Raw genomic sequence first — 15,095 nt, forward strand, 5'->3', positions numbered from 1 at the left:
GAGAGGAGGCTTTATGCCGGTTGCAAAGCCCTTTGCGGGAAAGGTTTTTCACGCCCTCTTGATGGAATGTTTCGCTGAACAGCGAAGGCCCACCGCCGATGAAGTGGACTCGGTCGCCTCCAAAATCTGGCAGGACAGTCATGGATCGATGACCGGGCAGGATTGGCGGGATGTGGCAAGGGGAAGCGACGCCCACCGGCAGATGATCAATGCGGCTCTGATGGCGTTCGGGTCGGCTCCGGCGGAAATGCATAGGGAGATATCCTGACGCTCGGTCGATGTTGAAGCCAAGGCGGGGATGACCGGCGCTGGCTCCATCCTCATGATGGGGTTTGAATGGCGACTGTTCCCTATCAGCCATTGTGAGGCGCGAAGTAGACGCATCAGCCCGAAGAAAATTCTCCGTAGCATCTTGAAACTGAAATAGCTCTTCCTATTTCCCTCTTGTCCCGGCCTTCTCCCCCCTCCCGCCGGGACATCCCTCTTTGTGGCCCCGGCGTTCCCTTGCGCCGGGGCTGCTTTTTTAAGAGCATCGTGCGCAAAAGTGGGAACCGGTTTTGCGCTTAAACGATGCGGCAACAAAAGCTTAGAGCGCGCGGCCTGCGTCTGATGTAACGCAGCGCGCTCTAGAGATATTGGGCCGCTACCCAGCCGCTCGCCCAGGCCCATTGGAAATTATAGCCGCCCAGCCAGCCGGTGACGTCGACCGCTTCCCCTATGGCGTAAAGGCCGGGCAGGTGGCGCGCTTCCATCGTTTGCGAGGACAATCCCGCGGTCGAAATGCCGCCGATTGTGACCTCCGCCTTGGCGAAGCCTTCGGTGCCATTGGGCGTGAAGGGCCAGGCCGACAGGCGGCGTTCGGCGTCCTGCAGCTTGCGATCCGGGATGTTGCCCAGGTCGCCGGGAAGCGCCAGCCGCTCCGCCAAGGCGTCGGCCAGACGGTCGGGCAGGTGGCCGCGCAGGCATTGCGTCAGCGTGGCGCGCGGCCTGCCGCGCTTCGCCTCCGTCAGCCAGCCTTGCGGCTGGTCGGGCAGGAGGTCGAGAGCGATGGCATCGCCATGCCGCCAATAGGATGAAATCTGCAGGATCGCCGGGCCGGATAGGCCCCGGTGGGTGAGCAGCGCGGCTTCGCGGAAGGCGGTCTTGCCATGGCGGGCGATGACCTCGGTCGAGACGCCGGAGAGCGAGCGGAAGAGCAGCTCTTCGCCGCCGAGGGTCAGGGGCACCAGCGCCGGTCGGGGTTCCACCACCTTGAGCCCGAACTGGCGGGCGAGGTCATAGGCAAGGGCGGTTGCGCCGATCTTGGGGATGGAGGGGCCGCCGGTGGCGATGACCAGCGCCGGGGCCGTGGCGGTCCTGTCGCCATGGGTGACGCAGTACCGGCCGTCGGCATGGGTGACGGCGGCGATGGCGTGGCCGAGCCGGATCGCGACGCCGCCCGCCTCGCATTCGGCCAGCAGCATGGCGACGATCTGGCGCGCGCTCTGGTCGCAGAAGAGCTGGCCCAGAGTCTTTTCGTGCCAGGCGATGCCGTGGCGTTCGACAAGCCCGAGGAAATCTTGCGGCGTGTAGCGGCCCAGCGCCGATTTGGCGAAATGAGGGTTGGCGGACAGGTAGCGGTCGGGCGCGGTGTGGATATTGGTGAAGTTGCAGCGGCCGCCGCCGGAAATCAGGATTTTCTTCCCTGCCTGGTCGGCATGGTCGATGACGAGGATGCGCCTGCCCCGCTGGCCCGCCACGGCCGCGCACATCAGGCCAGCGCCGCCAGCGCCCAGGACGATGGCGTCATAGGTTTCCGCTGGGGAAGCCATCAACCGGCGGCGAGCGCGTCCATGATCTGGCGGACGGGCGTGACGTCATAGCCGGCGGAGGCGGCCTGCTCGGTCAGCGCCGCCGGATGGTCGCCCGCGCGGGCGCGGGTCAGCGCCCAGAGCAAGGTGCTGCGCGTGCCGGAACGGCAATAGGCGAGTATCTTGCCCTCGCCCGCCTGCTCCAGCGCGGCGGCCATGCCGTCGAGCTGCCAGGGCGCGAAGCCGCCATGGGCCACGGGGACGGCGGCATAGGCGATGCCGGCGGCCCTGGCTGCGGCTTCGATCTCCGCGCCGTTGGTCTGGCCCGGCTCCTCGTCGTCGGGGCGGTTGTTGATGATCACCGTCACGCCCAGCGCCTTGGCTTCCGCCACCTGATCGACGCTGATCTGTGGGGAGACGTAGAGGCTTTTGGTGAGCTGGCGGAACATGGGCGGGACTCCTTTTCGGGTCTCCTTGCGCTTGTGGGCGGCGGGATTCAAGAGGGTAGGCTACAGAGCAGCATGCTCCTTCGCAGGAGCAGGTCAATTCTTCCGTTCTAAAGATAAGGGCGGATCGCCGCGAGGAAGGCGTCGCCATAGGCGTCGAGCTTGCGCTGTCCCACGCCGCTGATGTGGCCGAGTTCCGTGAGGCTCGTCGGGCGCTGCTCCGCCATTTCACGCAGGGTCGAATCGTGGAAGATCACATAGGGCGGCACGCCCGCCTCCTGCGCCAGTGCGCGGCGGCAGGCGCGCAGGGCGTCGAACAGCGGATCGCCCACCGGATTTTCCGCGCTGCCGTTGCGGGCGCTCTTGCGGCGGCGTTCCTTGCGGGGCGGGAGGACCAGGCTGACCTCTTCCTCCCCGCGCAGGATCGGGCGGGCATTGGGGCCGAATTCCAGCCCGCCATGCTCGTTGGTCTGGAGCGCGTCGCGCACCAGCAGGGCGCGGGAGACGGGGCGCAGCAACGCCGTCTCCTCTCCGTCGACGATGCCGTAGACCGAAATCCTGTCATGGCCGCGTTCGCGAATCTTGTCGGTGACGGCGCCGGTCAGCACCTGCTCGATATGGCCGACGCCGAAGCTCTGGCCGGTGCGGTAAACGGCGGACAGGAATTTGCGCGCGGTCTGGGTCGCGTCGATGCTGGGCGGCGGATTGAGGCAATTGTCGCAATTGCCGCAGCCCGGCGGGGGATTTTCCCCGAAATGGCGGAGCAATATGGCGCGGCGGCAGGTGCCGGTTTCGACCAGCCCGCCCAGCGCGGTGATGCGGGCGCGCTCGCCCTGCTGGCGCAGGGGATCGAGCTCGCCGATGCGCTGCCGGGCGCGGGCGAAATCGTCGGCGCCCCAGAAAAGATGCGCTTCGGCGGGTTCTCCGTCGCGGCCTGCGCGGCCGGATTCCTGATAATAGCCCTCGATCGACTTGGGCAGCGCCGCATGGGCGACGAAGCGGACGTCGGGCTTGTCGATGCCCATGCCGAAGGCGATGGTCGCGACCATCACCATATCCTCGCTGGCGATGAAGGCGGCCTGGTTGGCGGCGCGGACCTGCGGGTCGAGCCCGGCATGATAGGCGCGGGTCGGGCGGCCGGTCTTGCTGAGGGTTTCGGCCAGCTTCTCGGTCGCGGCGCGGGTGGGGGCGTAGACGATGCCGGGGCCGGTCTGGCCGGCGATCAGGTCGGAAAGCTGGCGGGGCAGGCCATCGCGGGGATGGACGGCGTAGCGGATGTTCGGACGGTCGAAGCCCGCGATGATCAGGCCTTCGCGGGGAATGCCAAGCTGGACAAGGATGTCGTCGCGGGTGTGGTGGTCGGCGGTCGCGGTCAGTGCGAGACGGGGAACGTCCGGAAATTCATCGAGCAGCGGGCGCAGCAGGCGATAGTCCGGGCGGAAATCATGGCCCCATTCGGAGACGCAATGGGCTTCGTCTATCGCGAAGAGGGCGATCTTCGCGGCGCGCAGGAGGTTGCGGAACCCCTCCCCGCTGGCGCGCTCCGGCGCGACATAGAGCAGGTCGAGATCGCCATTGCGCAGCCGGTCCTGCGTCTCGCGCCAGTCGGCGTCGACGCTGGTGAGGCTGGCGGCGCGGATGCCGACCGCCTGCGCGGCGCGAAGCTGGTCGTGCATCAACGCGATCAGCGGCGATATGACGACGCAGCAGCCTTCGAGCGCGACGGCGGGAAGCTGGTAGCAGAGAGACTTGCCCGCGCCGGTCGGCATGATCGCCAGCGTCGCCTGCCCCGCCATGATGCGGCTGACCACCTGTTCCTGCACGCCCCTGAAGCCGGGAAAGCCGAAAACATCGTGGAGGAGGGTCGGGATGTCAGGACGCATGGGAAGGGGCTGTAGCGCTTTGAGGGGATTGGGGCCAGCTTCCCACATGGTCATCCCAGCGAAAGCCGGGATGACCATGGAAGCTCAAGGCTCCAGCAGACAGCCCCAGCCCTTGCGATAGCGCGCCGTGCGCGAAGCGAGCAGCGGAACCGCCGCGTTGACCGATTGCGATTCGGGCATGTCCTTCAGCGACACGGCCCACATGCCGGGTTCCTTGTCGCCATGACAGCTTTCCATCGACCGGCCTTCCATATAGCGGCAGGAGCAGGTGACGCGCGCGCCGAAGCCCGCGCCGACCTGGGCATGGGCGCGAAGGGCGCTCCAGTTCCACGCCAGTAGCGCCAGCGGCAGCAGGGCCACCGCCAAAACCCCATAAATCCATTTCCGGCGACCGGACATGCTCCCCTTTCCCGCGCTCCATGCTAAGGCCGCGGCTTATGAGGCTTGAGCGGAACAGCGTAAAGCGCCTTGGCATGCCGGGCGGGATTTTGGCGATTCTGGCCGTGGCCGGGTTGTGGACGGTGCGCGCCGCCGGGCCGGAGCCGGTCTACCATGTCGCAGGCGATTCGGACGCGGACGCCGCCGCCCTGCGCGCGGCCATCGATCCTTTGTTCGAGGATGCGGTGGGCGAGACCCGGGCGCTGGTCGTCATGCACGATGGCGAAATCGTGGCGGAGCGCTATGCGCCGGGCTATGGGCCGCGGACGAAGCTGCCGTCCTGGTCCACGGCCAAGAGCGTGACGGCGGTGCTGATCGGGCTGATGGTGTCGGACGGGCGGCTGGCGCTCGATTCGCCGGTGCCGGTCGCGGCCTGGGGGCAGCCGGGCGATCCGCGAGGGCGCATCACCCTGCGGCAGTTGCTGGCCATGACGTCGGGCCTCGATCATGTCGAGGACAGGGAACCGCTGGCGGAGGCCGACACGATAAGGATGCTGTTCACCGACGGAGCGCAGGACATGGGCGCCTTTGCGGAGGCCAAGCCGCTTGCCCATGCGCCTGGGACCGCCTTTTCCTATTCGACCGGCAACAGCGTCATCCTGGCCGACCTGATGGCGCGGATGCTGACCAACAGCACCGATCCCGACGTGCGGCGGCGGGCGATGCAGATGTTCATCGACGGGCGGCTGAAGATTCCGGCGCGCCTCGACAGCTTGGCGGTGGAATATGATGCGGCCGGGACGATGATCGGCGGCAGCTTCATGCATATGACGGCGCGGGATTATGCCCGCTTCGGGGAATTGCTGCGCAATCACGGGCGCGGCGTGGCGGGGCATCAGATCGTGCCGGAAAAGTGGATCGACTATATGCGCGCGCCCTCGCCCCGCAATGCCGCCTATGGCGCGCATCTGTGGCTGAACCGGGACAGCGAGGACAGCGCGCTGATGCCGGGGCGGGCGCCGCGCAGCCTGTTCGGCTGCGTCGGGCATGGCGGGCAATATATACTGGTTTCGCCTTCGCAGCGCCTGACGGTCGTGCGGCTGGGCATGTCGCCCACGAAGGAGGAGCGCGATGCGCTGAAGACGGGGCTGGCGAAGCTCGTCGGGCTTTATTCGCGGTGAACTGACCTCTATTTTCTTTGCGCAGGGTCGCCGGTTGGCTGGAATTGGCCGGACGGCCTCAGCCATCGCCACCTCTCAAAGCAGGAAATTGCCTTCGATCACCGTGCGGCAGGCGCCCGTCAGGATCACCCGGTCGCCTGAAAGCCGGCACGTTAAGCGCCCGCCGCGCTGCGATGCCTGAAATGCCGTCAGCCTGATCTTGTCGAGCCGCTTCGCCCAATAGGGCGTGAGCAGGCAATGGGCGGAGCCGGTCACCGGGTCTTCGTCTATGCCCGCGCCAGGAACGAAGACGCGGCTCACCATGTCGCTGTCCTCGCCGGGTGCGGTGGCGATGAGCAGCAGGGGCCCCGCCTTCTTCAGCGTCGCGAAGTCCGGTTCCAGCGCATGGATCGCGGCGGCATCGCGATAGACGAAGATCGCGAAGCCGCCCTCGCGCCACTGGGTTTCGAGGACGTCCCCGCCCATCGCCGCCGCCAGCTCCGGCAGCGGGCTGGGCGCGGTCGGCCAGGCCGGGAGCGAGAGGCCATAGCCGTCGCGGTCCCGCGACACGGTCAGGATGCCCGCTTCCCGCGTGCGGAAGCGGACGGCGGTACGCCCGCCCATCAGCACATGGCCGCTCGCCAGCGTGGCGTGGCCGCAGAGCTTGACCTCCACGGCGGGCGTGAACCAGCGCAGCGCATAGTCCGCCTCCGGATCGTCGGGCGTGGGCACGGTGAAGGCGGTTTCGGACAGATTATTTTCCGCCGCTATCGCCTGAAGCGTCGCATCGTCCAGCCATCGGCCGAGCGGCATGACCGCGGCCGGATTGCCGGTGAAGGGAGCGTCGGCGAAGGCGTCGACCTGAATGATGGGCAGGCTGGTCACGGGCAATCCTTTGGTTTTCGGGCCATCATGACGATGCGTTCGATGCGGGGACAGGGCCGGTCCGCCGAAAATGGCTTGGCGTCGCCCGGCTCCTCAGGCCAGGCCCGCTCCTCAAGCCAGAAGGGTGAGCGTGGTGCAGACCGCCAGTCCGACGATCAGGTTGAGCGGAATCCCGATGCGCACGAAATCGGAAAAGCGATAGTCGCCCGCCGCATGGACGAGCGCGTTGGTCTGATAACCGATCGGCGTGGCGAAGCAGGCCGACGCGCCGATCATCAGCGCGATCACCAGCGGACGCGGATCAGCGCCGAGTTGATGGGCGAGCGCGATGGTGAGCGGCGTGAGCAGCGCCGCAACCGCATTGTTGCTGAGCAGTTCCGACAGCAGAAGCGCGAAGAAATAGATGAGGAACACCAGCGTCCATGCCGGAGCGGCGGCGAGCAGCGGCTCGATCCAGCCGACCATCAGCGCGACGCTGCCCGCCTGTTCGAGCGCCAGCCCGACCGCGAGCATGGCGAAGATCAGGATCAGCACGTCGCCGTCGATGGCGGCCCAGGCTTCCTCCGGGTCGATGCAGCGGGTGACGAGGATCACGCCCACGGCGATGAAGGCGGCAAGGCCGATGCCGATGAGCTCGACGGCCGAGAGCAGCACCACCGCCGTCAGGGCAAGAATGGCGATCCATGCCTTTCGCGGGCGGAAGGCGCGGGTGCGGCTGATGTCGACGCCGATCAGATGGGCATTGTCCTTGAGCGAACGGATGCTGTCGTCGCTGCCCGCGATCAGCAGGCGGTCGGCGCCGCGCACGCGGGTTTCGCTGAGGTCCGGACCCGGCAGGTGACGCGCCCGGTGGATGCCGATGATCCGCACCCGCAGCGCGTGCAGGAAGGGAATGTCGATCAGCCGTTCCCCGATGGACGGATGGCTGGGCGCGATCATCGCTTCGATGACGGTGCCGCCGCCCGGAGTCTCCGACGCCGCGGCCAGCCCGATTTCGAAATCGCCGGATTCGCGCAGGGTCATGATCGTCGCGCCGTCGGCATGGACCAGCAGGCGGTCGCCGGCGTGCAGTTCCTCTTCCTCTATCCCCCGGCGCCGTATCTCCCCCGCCCTCTTGAGGCCGAGCAGGCTGGCGGAGCGGCCGATGATCGACAGGGAGCCGACCGTGCGGCCGATGAGGTCGCTGTCGCGCGACAGGGTGAGTTCGGTCAGATAATCCTGCACATTGCCGCCATCCTCCCCCGCGATGGAGGGCGGATCGCCGGGAAGCAGGAAGGACAGGCCGGTCAGCGCGGCGACGCCGGCCAAGACCCCCGCCAGCCCATAGGGCGTGATGTCGAATATGCCGAACGGCGCCATGCCCTGCTCGGCGGCGATGCCTGCGACGATCAGGTTGGTCGATGTGCCGATCAGCGTCACGCAACCGCCCATCACGGCAACGGCGTTCATCGGGATCAGCAGCTTCTTCACCGGATAGCCGGTCGCCTGCGCCAGCTTGAACATGATCGGGATCAGCAGCACCACCACGGGCGTGTTGTTGAGGAAGGCCGAGAGGATGACCGTGCCGAGCGTGACTTCGGCCAGCGCCAGGCGCGGGTGGCGCTGGGCGCGGGCCATGACCAGGTCGGCAACGCGATTGATCGTCCCCGTGCGGATCAGCGCGCCGGAAAGCACGAACATCGCGCCCACCGTCAGCGGCGCACTGTTGGAGAAGACGGAGAACAGGTCCTTTTCGTCGAGCAGGCCCAGCGCCGCGAACACGCACGCCCCGACCACGGAGACGACCGTGGGCGAATAGCGTTCGCGCACGAAGGCGACGAACATCAGGGCGAGGATGAGAAGTCCGATTTCCGCGCGATAGATGCCGATCAGCGCGGTGATGAAATGCATGCCTTGTGCCCCGGATCGCGTTTTCGCGTCCTGCCTGAACGAAATGGGCCAGCCATGGTTGCATGGCTGGCCCGTGTTCGCGGCTGAAGGGGACGTTTTGACCGTCAATCCATGGAAACCATGGTGACGCTCCCCAGGCTTACGCACTGCCGCTCGCCCTCCCGCGGGCGATCTGTGACGATGATGTTACCGCAGATTGGCTGAGTCGTCTCGCGCAAATCCTGCCTTTATCGAAATAATGGCTCGATTCGGCGCGTTATATTGCGGCGGTGAACGCGGTTCTCCTGCGGGCTCCTGCCCTTGCAGGAGCATGGGGACGCCTGACTCAGACTTCACCGCATTGCGCGCGGTGGAGCAGCTTCTGGTCCGCCAGCACCAGCGCCATCATCGCTTCCACCACCGGCACGCCGCGAATGCCGACGCAGGGGTCGTGGCGGCCCTTGGTGATGATCTCCGACGCCACGCCTTCGCGGGTGACGGTTTCGACCGGGATCAGGATCGAGCTGGTCGGCTTGAAGGCGATGCGGACCTTGACCGGCTGCCCGGTGGAGATGCCGCCCGCAATGCCGCCCGCATGGTTGGCGAGGAAGACGGGGTTGCCGTCATTGCCCCCGTCCATATTGGGCCGCATCGGATCGGCATTCTGTTCGCCGCGCAGGCGGGCGGCGGCGAAGCCGTCACCGATCTCCACGCCCTTGACCGCGTTGATGCTCATCATCGCGGCGGCCAGTTCGCTGTCCAGCTTGGCATAGAGCGGCGCGCCCCAGCCCGCCGGAACCCCGCTGGCGACGCATTCGACCACCGCGCCGAGCGACGAGCCGTCCTTGCGGGCGTCATCGACCAGTTTCTCCCAACGCTTCGCCGCTTCCGGGTCGGGGCAGAAAAAGGGGTTGCTGTCGATCTCGCTCGCGTCGAAACGGGCCGGATCGATGGCGTCGCCGCCGATTTCGCTGACATAGGCGAAGATGTCGACATCGGGGATGACGAGCCGCGCCACCGCGCCGGCCGCCACGCGGCTGGCGGTTTCCCGTGCCGAGGATCGCCCGCCGCCGCGATAGTCGCGGAAGCCATATTTGGCGTCATAGGCATAGTCGGCATGGCCGGGGCGATAGGCCTTGGCGACCTCGCCATAATCCTTGGAACGCTGGTCGGTATTCTCGATCATCAGGCTGATCGGGGTGCCGGTGGTCCGCCCCTCGAACACGCCGGAGAGGATGCGCACCTCATCCGGCTCGCGGCGCTGGGTGGTGAATTTGGAGGTGCCGGGCCTGCGCTTGTCGAGGAAGGGCTGGATGTCGGCTTCGCTGAGCGACAGGCCCGGAGGGCAGCCGTCGACCATCGCGCCGATGGCGGGACCGTGGGATTCGCCCCAGGTCGAAAAGCGGAAGACGCGGCCGAATGTGTTGAAGCTCATGATCCCTGCCCTTTGGGTGAGGTGGTTCGCCCTCACCCTCCCAGCGCTTCGCGCCGGGGCCCTCCCTCTCCCGGCGGGAGAGGGTTTTGTTACTTGTCCAGCGCGATGTCGGGGGCGTCCTCGGCCTTCATGCCGATGACATTGTAGCCCGCGTCGACATGATGGACTTCGCCGGTCACGCCCGCCGCCAGGTCGGAGAGGAGATAGAGGCCGGCGCCGCCCACATCCTCGATCGTCACATTGCGGCGGAGCGGGCTGTTCAGTTCGTTCCACTTCATGATGTAGCGGAAATCGCCGATGCCGCTCGCCGCCAGCGTCTTGATCGGTCCAGCGGAGATGGCGTTGACCCGGATATTTTCCGGGCCCAGGTCCATCGCCAGATATTTGACGCTGGTTTCCAGCGCCGCCTTGGCCACGCCCATGACGTTATAATGCGGGATGACCTTTTCCGCGCCATAATAGCTGAGCGTCAGCAGGCTGCCGCCCTCCGCCATCAGCGCCCGCGCGCGCTTGGCGACGGCGACGAAGCTGTAGGCGGAGATGTTCATCGTCAGCAGGAAATTCTCCAGGCTGGTGTCGACATATTTGCCGCGCAGCTCATTCTTGTCGGAAAAGCCGATGGCATGGACCACGAAATCCAGCTTGCCCCACTTCGCCCTGACCTCTTCGAAGGCGGCGTCGAGCTTTTCCATGTCCGACACGTCGCAGTCGATCAGGAAGTCGGAACCCAGTTCCTCCGCCAGCGGCCTGACCCGCTTGGCCAGCGCGTCGCCCTGATAGGAGAAGGCCAGTTCCGCCCCCTGGGCGTGCAGCGCCTTCGATATGCCCCAGGCCAGCGACTTGTCGTTCGCCAGCCCCATGATCAGACCGCGTTTTCCCGCCATCAAGCCTGTCATTTCGTCGTCCCATTCCCTTTGTCGACCTGCGCGGCGGCCGCGGCTTCCTCTTCCGGGAACTCCGCCAGCGCCGCATTCAATTCCGCGCCAATTACCACGCCAAGCCCGACAAGGAAGAAGAAAATGAGGGTGATCATCACGCCGGCCAGGCTGCCATAGGTCATGTCATAGCCGCCGAGCATGGAAAGCGTGACCGGCAGCAGCAGGGTGACGCCGTACCACCAGAGCGCCGTGGCGATGGCGCCGGGCCATTTCGGGAAGCGCGGATCCTTGTACAGGCTGGGGGTCAGGGAAACGTAGAGATAATAGAGCGCGACGCACAGGATCGCCATGGGCGCAAGCTTGGTCAGGCCGACGATCTGTATCGCCTGGTCAGCAAAGGGCAGGATCTGGTGCAGGAACTGGTCGATGCCGGTGATGATCACCTGCATGGAGAAGGCGAACATCACCGCGAACACGCTGACCAGGGTGATGCCGATGGCGGTCAGGCGATAATGCCAGAAGGGGCGCGTGCTCCTGGTGCCATAGGCGCGGCGCAATATGTCGCGGATCGTCTCTATGAGGCTGCCGACGGTCCACAGCCCGACCAGCCCGCCCAGCCAGAGCAGCGGCCCCGTGCGGGCGTTGAGCACATCGACGATCGGCTGGCGCACCACCTCCGCGACGCCGGGCGGCACCGTTTCCAGAAAGGCGCCGACCGCCGCCAGCCCGTCCTGCGACCGGCCGAAGATGCTCGCCACCGCCGCCGCCACGATGAAGAAAGGGAACAAAGTCATCAGCGAAAGATAGGCAAGGTTCCCCGCATGGATGAAACCGTCGCTATAGGTGCCGACCGCCACCCGCTTCGCGATTTCGAAGGCATGGCTGCCGGGGCGCACCCGGGCGATCTGGCGGTGGAACTTGGTGCGGGCTTCTTCGGTGAGCCGCTGGCGACGGGACTCCGGTGAATAGGGGGACGGCTGCGGCATTCCCCCCTAACCCCTCAAACGCCCAGATGGGTCCGCACGGCACGGCTGTCCCGCCAGCCTTCCACCAGCGCCTTGATCGCCGGATCGTCGGCGGGCACGTCGATCAGCAGGGTGACGAGCTGGTCGCCGCGCTGGCCGTTCCTGCCGGTGAAGCCCCTGCCGCGCAGGCGGAGCGTCTTGCCGGAGGATGCGCCCGCCGGCACGCCCAGCATCACCGGGCCGTCGACCGTCGGCACCTTGACCTTCGCGCCCTGCACCGCCTCGTCCAGGGTGATGGGCAGGTCGAGCAGCACATTGTCGCCGTCGCGGTTGAAGAAGGGGTGCGGCTTCACCTCTATGGTGACGATCGCGTCGCCCGCGCCGCCGGGACCCTGCTGCCCCTTGCCGGAAAGCCGCATCTGCGTGCCCGTCTCGACCCCCGCAGGGAGCTTGAGGTCGATGGTCTTGCCGTCCTGAAGCGTGATCCGCTGGGGCGCGAGGGTCGCGGCGTCGACGAACGGGACGGCGAGGCGATAGGTGACGTTCGCGCCCTTCTGCGGAGGCGCGCCACGGCCGAAACCGCCAAAGCCTCCGCCCGCCCCGCCACGGCGGCCTGCGCCGCCGCCGAACAGGCCTTCGAATATGTCCCCGAAATCGGCGCCGCCTTCCTGGAACTCGAACCCGCCGCCCTGACCCGGCCGGCCCCGAAAGCCGCCCGCCCCGGCGCCGCCGAAGCCGAAGGGCGCGGTCGGATTGCCCTCGCCGTCGATCTCGCCCCGGTCGAAGCGCGCGCGCTTGTCCTTGTCCGACAGCAGGTCGTAGGCGCTGGTGACGGCGGAGAATTTCTCCGCCGCCTTGGGATTGTCCTTGTTCCTGTCGGGATGCAGTTCCTTGGCGAGCTTCCGATAGGCCGATTTGATCTCTGCCTCGCTCGCGCTGCGCGCGACGCCCAGGGTGGAGTAGGGATCAGCCATTGCCGCCAACATATCCTTTTGCATGAAAAACCGTTTGCGCCTTATGTGGCGAAAGGCGAGGGATCGTTCAAGCGTGGGAAAGCCTTATCGACATGGCTTTATGAGGGGCGTACATCACCGCGCATGACCGATCCCTTCGTCCTGTTCGATGCCTGGTATGTCGAGGCGCGCGAAACCGAGATCAACGACAGCAACGCCATGGCGCTGGCCACCGCCGATGCGCGCGGGCGGCCTTCGGTGCGGATGGTGCTGCTGAAGGGGCATGGGCCGGACGGCTTCGTCTTCTACACCAATTTCGAGGGGCGCAAGGCGGGGGAGCTGCACGCCAATCCCCTTGCGGCGCTGCTGTTCCACTGGAAGTCGCTGCGGCGGCAGGTCCGGATCGAGGGGGCGGTGGGCCCGGTGGAGGAGGCCGCGGCCGACGCCTATTTCGCGACGCGCAGCCGTGACAGCCAGTTGGGCGCCTGGGCATCCGACCAGTCGCGCCCGCTGGAATCGCGCGACGTGTTCATGGCGCGATATGAGGAAGTCAGCCTGCGCTTCGAGGGCGGGCCGGTGCCGCGCCCGCCGCATTGGTCGGGCTTCCGCCTCATCCCCGAACGAATCGAATTCTGGCAGGATCGCGAACATCGCCTGCATGAGCGCCGCCTGTTCGAACGGACCGGCGACGGCTGGCGCGAGGGGCTGCTCTACCCCTGAGGCCGTGCTTTTCCGGCGCCGGACGGGGCGCGGAATATGATTCCTCATTCGTCTAACCCGATGACGGCAGGCGCGCGCCTTCGATTGCGGGCGCTGCGGGTGGCTGTTAGGTGTAGCCACCATTTGGGACAGACCATGGATGCGGTGCGCCCACGCGCCGGTTAAAGGAACGAGATGCGAAATCGACTGACGGCGTTCATCCTGACGGGCATGGTTCTGGGGGTGATCGTGGGCTTTGCCACCAATATCTGGGTGGGTGGCGACAAGGCGCTGGCGAAGGATGTGGCGGGCTATTACCACCTGCTGGCGGACATCTTCCTGCATCTGATCAAGATGATCATCGCGCCCCTGGTCTTCTCCACGCTGGTGGCGGGCATCGCGCATATGGGCGACAGCGCCGCGCTGGGGCGGATCGGCGGGCGCGCGCTCGCCTGGTTCATCATCGCCAGCCTGATCTCGCTGACGCTCGGCCTCATCTTCGTCAATTTCTTCGCGCCGGGCGAGGGATTGAACCTCGTCCGGTCGGGCGCGGATTCGGGCGTGAATACGGAGGCGCTCAACTTCCGCGACTTCATCCTGCATGTCTTTCCGACCTCCATGGTCGGGGCGATGGCGGAAAATTCGATCCTGCAGATCGTCGTCTTCTCCCTGTTCGTGGGCATCGCGCTGACCGCCATCGGTGAGAAGGGCAAGCCGGTCGTCACCGTGATCGAGGCGATGGTGGAACTGATGCTGCAGGTGACCGGCTATGTCATGCGCGTCGCCCCCTTCGCCGTGTTCGGCGCGCTGGCGTCGGTGGTGACGACCGAGGGGCTGGGCGTGCTCAAGACCTTCGGCGAACTGGTGGGCGAATTCTACCTGTCGCTGATCGCGCTCTGGCTGCTGCTGTTCGCGGCGGGATCGATCTTCCTGGGGAAGCGGATGGTGAAGCTGATCCGCTATGTGCGCGAGCCGATATTGATCGCCTTCTCCACCGCCTCGTCGGAGGCCGCCTATCCCAAGATGCTGGAGCAGCTCGACCGCTTCGGCGTGCCGCGCCGCATCTACAGCTTCGTGCTGCCGCTGGGCTACAGCTTCAATCTGGACGGGTCGATGATGTATTCGACCTTCGCGACGATCTTCATCGCCCAGGCCTATGGCATCGACCTGCCGATCGCCACGCAGATCACCATATTGCTGGTGCTGATGGTGACCAGCAAGGGCATCGCCGCCGTGCCCCGCGCATCGCTGGTGGTGGTCGCGGCGACGCTGGGGCAGTTCGACCTGCCGGTGGAGGGCGTGGCCTTCATCCTGGCCGTCGACCATTTCATGGACATGGGCCGCACCGCGACCAACGTGCTGGGCAATGCCATCGCCACATCCGTCATCACCAAATGGGAAGGCATGCTGGAGGTCGAGGAACCCGAATATGTGCCCCACCCCAAGGCGCCGGCGCATACCGCCGCGCACGGCCGAGCCGGGCTGGAACTGGCGCCCGACATGGTGGAGGAAGAGGAAAAGGGCTAGGCCGTAGTGACGATTTAATCATTTGAGCCATAGCATGATGCTGGCGAGTTTGACGAAGCCGAGGAAGTTTGCGGCGAGTTTGTCATAGCGTGTTGCGATGCGGCGCCACTGCTTGAGCTTGGCGAAGAAGCCCTCGATGCCCCAACGCTGTTTGTAGGCGATGCGATCATAGTGGTGCTGATATTTGCGATGGCGGCGAGGTGGGATGACCGGCTCGCCGCCTTGCT

The 15,095-nt window shown here is 66.3% G+C and carries 15 protein-coding genes; 4 read left to right on the forward strand and 11 right to left on the reverse strand.

All coding sequences use genetic code 11. The features are described 5' to 3' along the window. Positions 1–13: 13 nt before the first annotated feature. The gene (locus EWH10_RS08815; RefSeq protein WP_044661247.1) at positions 14–268 is read left to right on the forward strand and encodes a hypothetical protein; all 255 of its coding nucleotides are present in this window, start codon (positions 14–16) and stop codon (positions 266–268) included. Positions 269–626: 358 nt separating this feature from the next. Here the strand turns inward: EWH10_RS08815 and EWH10_RS08820 are convergent, their stop codons facing one another. From EWH10_RS08820 to EWH10_RS08835, 4 genes are all read right to left on the reverse strand, one after another. Further along, positions 627–1,811 carry a BaiN/RdsA family NAD(P)/FAD-dependent oxidoreductase gene (locus tag EWH10_RS08820; protein WP_044661246.1) on the reverse strand — a complete coding sequence of 395 codons (1,185 nt, stop codon included), beginning with the start codon at positions 1,809–1,811 and terminating at the stop codon, positions 627–629. Then, positions 1,811–2,239 carry a protein tyrosine phosphatase family protein gene (locus EWH10_RS08825; RefSeq protein ID WP_025551865.1) on the reverse strand — a complete coding sequence of 143 codons (429 nt, stop codon included), beginning with the start codon at positions 2,237–2,239 and terminating at the stop codon, positions 1,811–1,813. Before EWH10_RS08825 ends, EWH10_RS08820 begins: the two co-directional genes overlap by 1 nt. Positions 2,240–2,346: 107 nt before the next feature. After that, a complete protein-coding gene (gene recQ, locus EWH10_RS08830) occupies positions 2,347–4,119 on the reverse strand; it encodes a DNA helicase RecQ (RefSeq protein WP_025551867.1) in 1,773 nt (590 codons plus the stop codon). 84 nt (positions 4,120–4,203) lie between these two features. Next, a complete protein-coding gene (locus EWH10_RS08835; protein ID WP_044661245.1) occupies positions 4,204–4,518 on the reverse strand; it encodes a hypothetical protein in 315 nt (104 codons plus the stop codon). A 38-nt stretch (positions 4,519–4,556) separates the two neighbouring features. On the opposite strand from EWH10_RS08835, the gene EWH10_RS08840 reads away from it, so the two are divergent. Beyond that, positions 4,557–5,678: a serine hydrolase domain-containing protein gene (locus EWH10_RS08840; protein ID WP_044661244.1), complete on the forward strand. Its 1,122-nt coding sequence runs from the start codon at positions 4,557–4,559 to the stop codon at positions 5,676–5,678. A 75-nt stretch (positions 5,679–5,753) separates the two neighbouring features. On the opposite strand, the gene EWH10_RS08845 is transcribed toward EWH10_RS08840, so the two are convergent. From EWH10_RS08845 to EWH10_RS08870, 6 genes are all read right to left on the reverse strand, one after another. Beyond that, entirely contained in the window at positions 5,754–6,542 is a 789-nt protein-coding gene (locus EWH10_RS08845; protein WP_044661243.1) for a PhzF family phenazine biosynthesis protein, read from the reverse strand. Positions 6,543–6,653: 111 nt separating this feature from the next. Beyond that, positions 6,654–8,432, reverse strand: a complete 1,779-nt coding sequence (locus tag EWH10_RS08850) for an SLC13 family permease (RefSeq protein ID WP_065847416.1) — start codon at positions 8,430–8,432, stop codon at positions 6,654–6,656. 325 nt (positions 8,433–8,757) lie between these two features. After that, a complete protein-coding gene (gene aroC, locus EWH10_RS08855) occupies positions 8,758–9,846 on the reverse strand; it encodes a chorismate synthase (RefSeq protein WP_044661241.1) in 1,089 nt (362 codons plus the stop codon). An 89-nt stretch (positions 9,847–9,935) separates the two neighbouring features. Continuing rightward, positions 9,936–10,742, reverse strand: coding sequence for an enoyl-ACP reductase FabI (gene fabI / locus EWH10_RS08860; RefSeq protein ID WP_025552145.1), 807 nt, complete (start codon positions 10,740–10,742; stop codon positions 9,936–9,938). Next, complete coding sequence (locus tag EWH10_RS08865) at positions 10,739–11,710, reverse strand: YihY/virulence factor BrkB family protein (RefSeq protein WP_044661240.1); 972 nt, start codon at positions 11,708–11,710, stop codon at positions 10,739–10,741. Before EWH10_RS08865 ends, fabI begins: the two co-directional genes overlap by 4 nt. Positions 11,711–11,724: 14 nt before the next feature. Beyond that, complete coding sequence (locus EWH10_RS08870; RefSeq protein WP_044661239.1) at positions 11,725–12,663, reverse strand: DnaJ C-terminal domain-containing protein; 939 nt, start codon at positions 12,661–12,663, stop codon at positions 11,725–11,727. Positions 12,664–12,786: 123 nt separating this feature from the next. Here EWH10_RS08870 and pdxH point away from each other — a divergent pair, with 123 nt between their 5' ends. Further along, on the forward strand, positions 12,787–13,362 hold the full coding sequence (gene pdxH, locus EWH10_RS08875) for a pyridoxamine 5'-phosphate oxidase (RefSeq protein ID WP_044661238.1): 576 nt from the start codon (positions 12,787–12,789) through the stop codon (positions 13,360–13,362). A gap of 174 nt (positions 13,363–13,536) precedes the next feature. Continuing rightward, complete coding sequence (locus EWH10_RS08880) at positions 13,537–14,868, forward strand: dicarboxylate/amino acid:cation symporter (RefSeq protein WP_025552151.1); 1,332 nt, start codon at positions 13,537–13,539, stop codon at positions 14,866–14,868. An 18-nt stretch (positions 14,869–14,886) separates the two neighbouring features. Here EWH10_RS08880 and EWH10_RS08885 read toward each other — a convergent pair. Beyond that, positions 14,887–15,095: transposase (locus EWH10_RS08885; RefSeq protein WP_165363345.1), on the reverse strand; the 209-nt coding region annotated here is incomplete at its 5' end.

It is taken from the genome of Sphingobium fuliginis (assembly GCF_004152845.1).
Lineage (GTDB): Bacteria > Pseudomonadota > Alphaproteobacteria > Sphingomonadales > Sphingomonadaceae > Sphingobium > Sphingobium fuliginis.

Bases quoted from the DNA above. Each gene is read 5' to 3' on its own strand.
- pdxH (WP_044661238.1), top strand. From the start codon at position 12,787: ATGACCGATCCCTTCGTCCTGTTCGATGCCTGGTATGTCGAGGCGCGC.
- EWH10_RS08840 (WP_044661244.1), top strand. From the start codon at position 4,557: ATGAGGCTTGAGCGGAACAGCGTAAAGCGCCTTGGCATGCCGGGCGGG.
- EWH10_RS08815 (WP_044661247.1), top strand. From the start codon at position 14: ATGCCGGTTGCAAAGCCCTTTGCGGGAAAGGTTTTTCACGCCCTCTTG.
- fabI (WP_025552145.1), bottom strand. From the start codon at position 10,742: ATGACAGGCTTGATGGCGGGAAAACGCGGTCTGATCATGGGGCTGGCG.
- EWH10_RS08865 (WP_044661240.1), bottom strand. From the start codon at position 11,710: ATGCCGCAGCCGTCCCCCTATTCACCGGAGTCCCGTCGCCAGCGGCTC.
- EWH10_RS08825 (WP_025551865.1), bottom strand. From the start codon at position 2,239: ATGTTCCGCCAGCTCACCAAAAGCCTCTACGTCTCCCCACAGATCAGC.
- EWH10_RS08835 (WP_044661245.1), bottom strand. From the start codon at position 4,518: ATGTCCGGTCGCCGGAAATGGATTTATGGGGTTTTGGCGGTGGCCCTG.
- EWH10_RS08870 (WP_044661239.1), bottom strand. From the start codon at position 12,663: ATGGCTGATCCCTACTCCACCCTGGGCGTCGCGCGCAGCGCGAGCGAG.
- recQ (WP_025551867.1), bottom strand. From the start codon at position 4,119: ATGCGTCCTGACATCCCGACCCTCCTCCACGATGTTTTCGGCTTTCCC.
- aroC (WP_044661241.1), bottom strand. From the start codon at position 9,846: ATGAGCTTCAACACATTCGGCCGCGTCTTCCGCTTTTCGACCTGGGGC.
- EWH10_RS08880 (WP_025552151.1), top strand. From the start codon at position 13,537: ATGCGAAATCGACTGACGGCGTTCATCCTGACGGGCATGGTTCTGGGG.
- EWH10_RS08820 (WP_044661246.1), bottom strand. From the start codon at position 1,811: ATGGCTTCCCCAGCGGAAACCTATGACGCCATCGTCCTGGGCGCTGGC.
- EWH10_RS08850 (WP_065847416.1), bottom strand. From the start codon at position 8,432: ATGCATTTCATCACCGCGCTGATCGGCATCTATCGCGCGGAAATCGGA.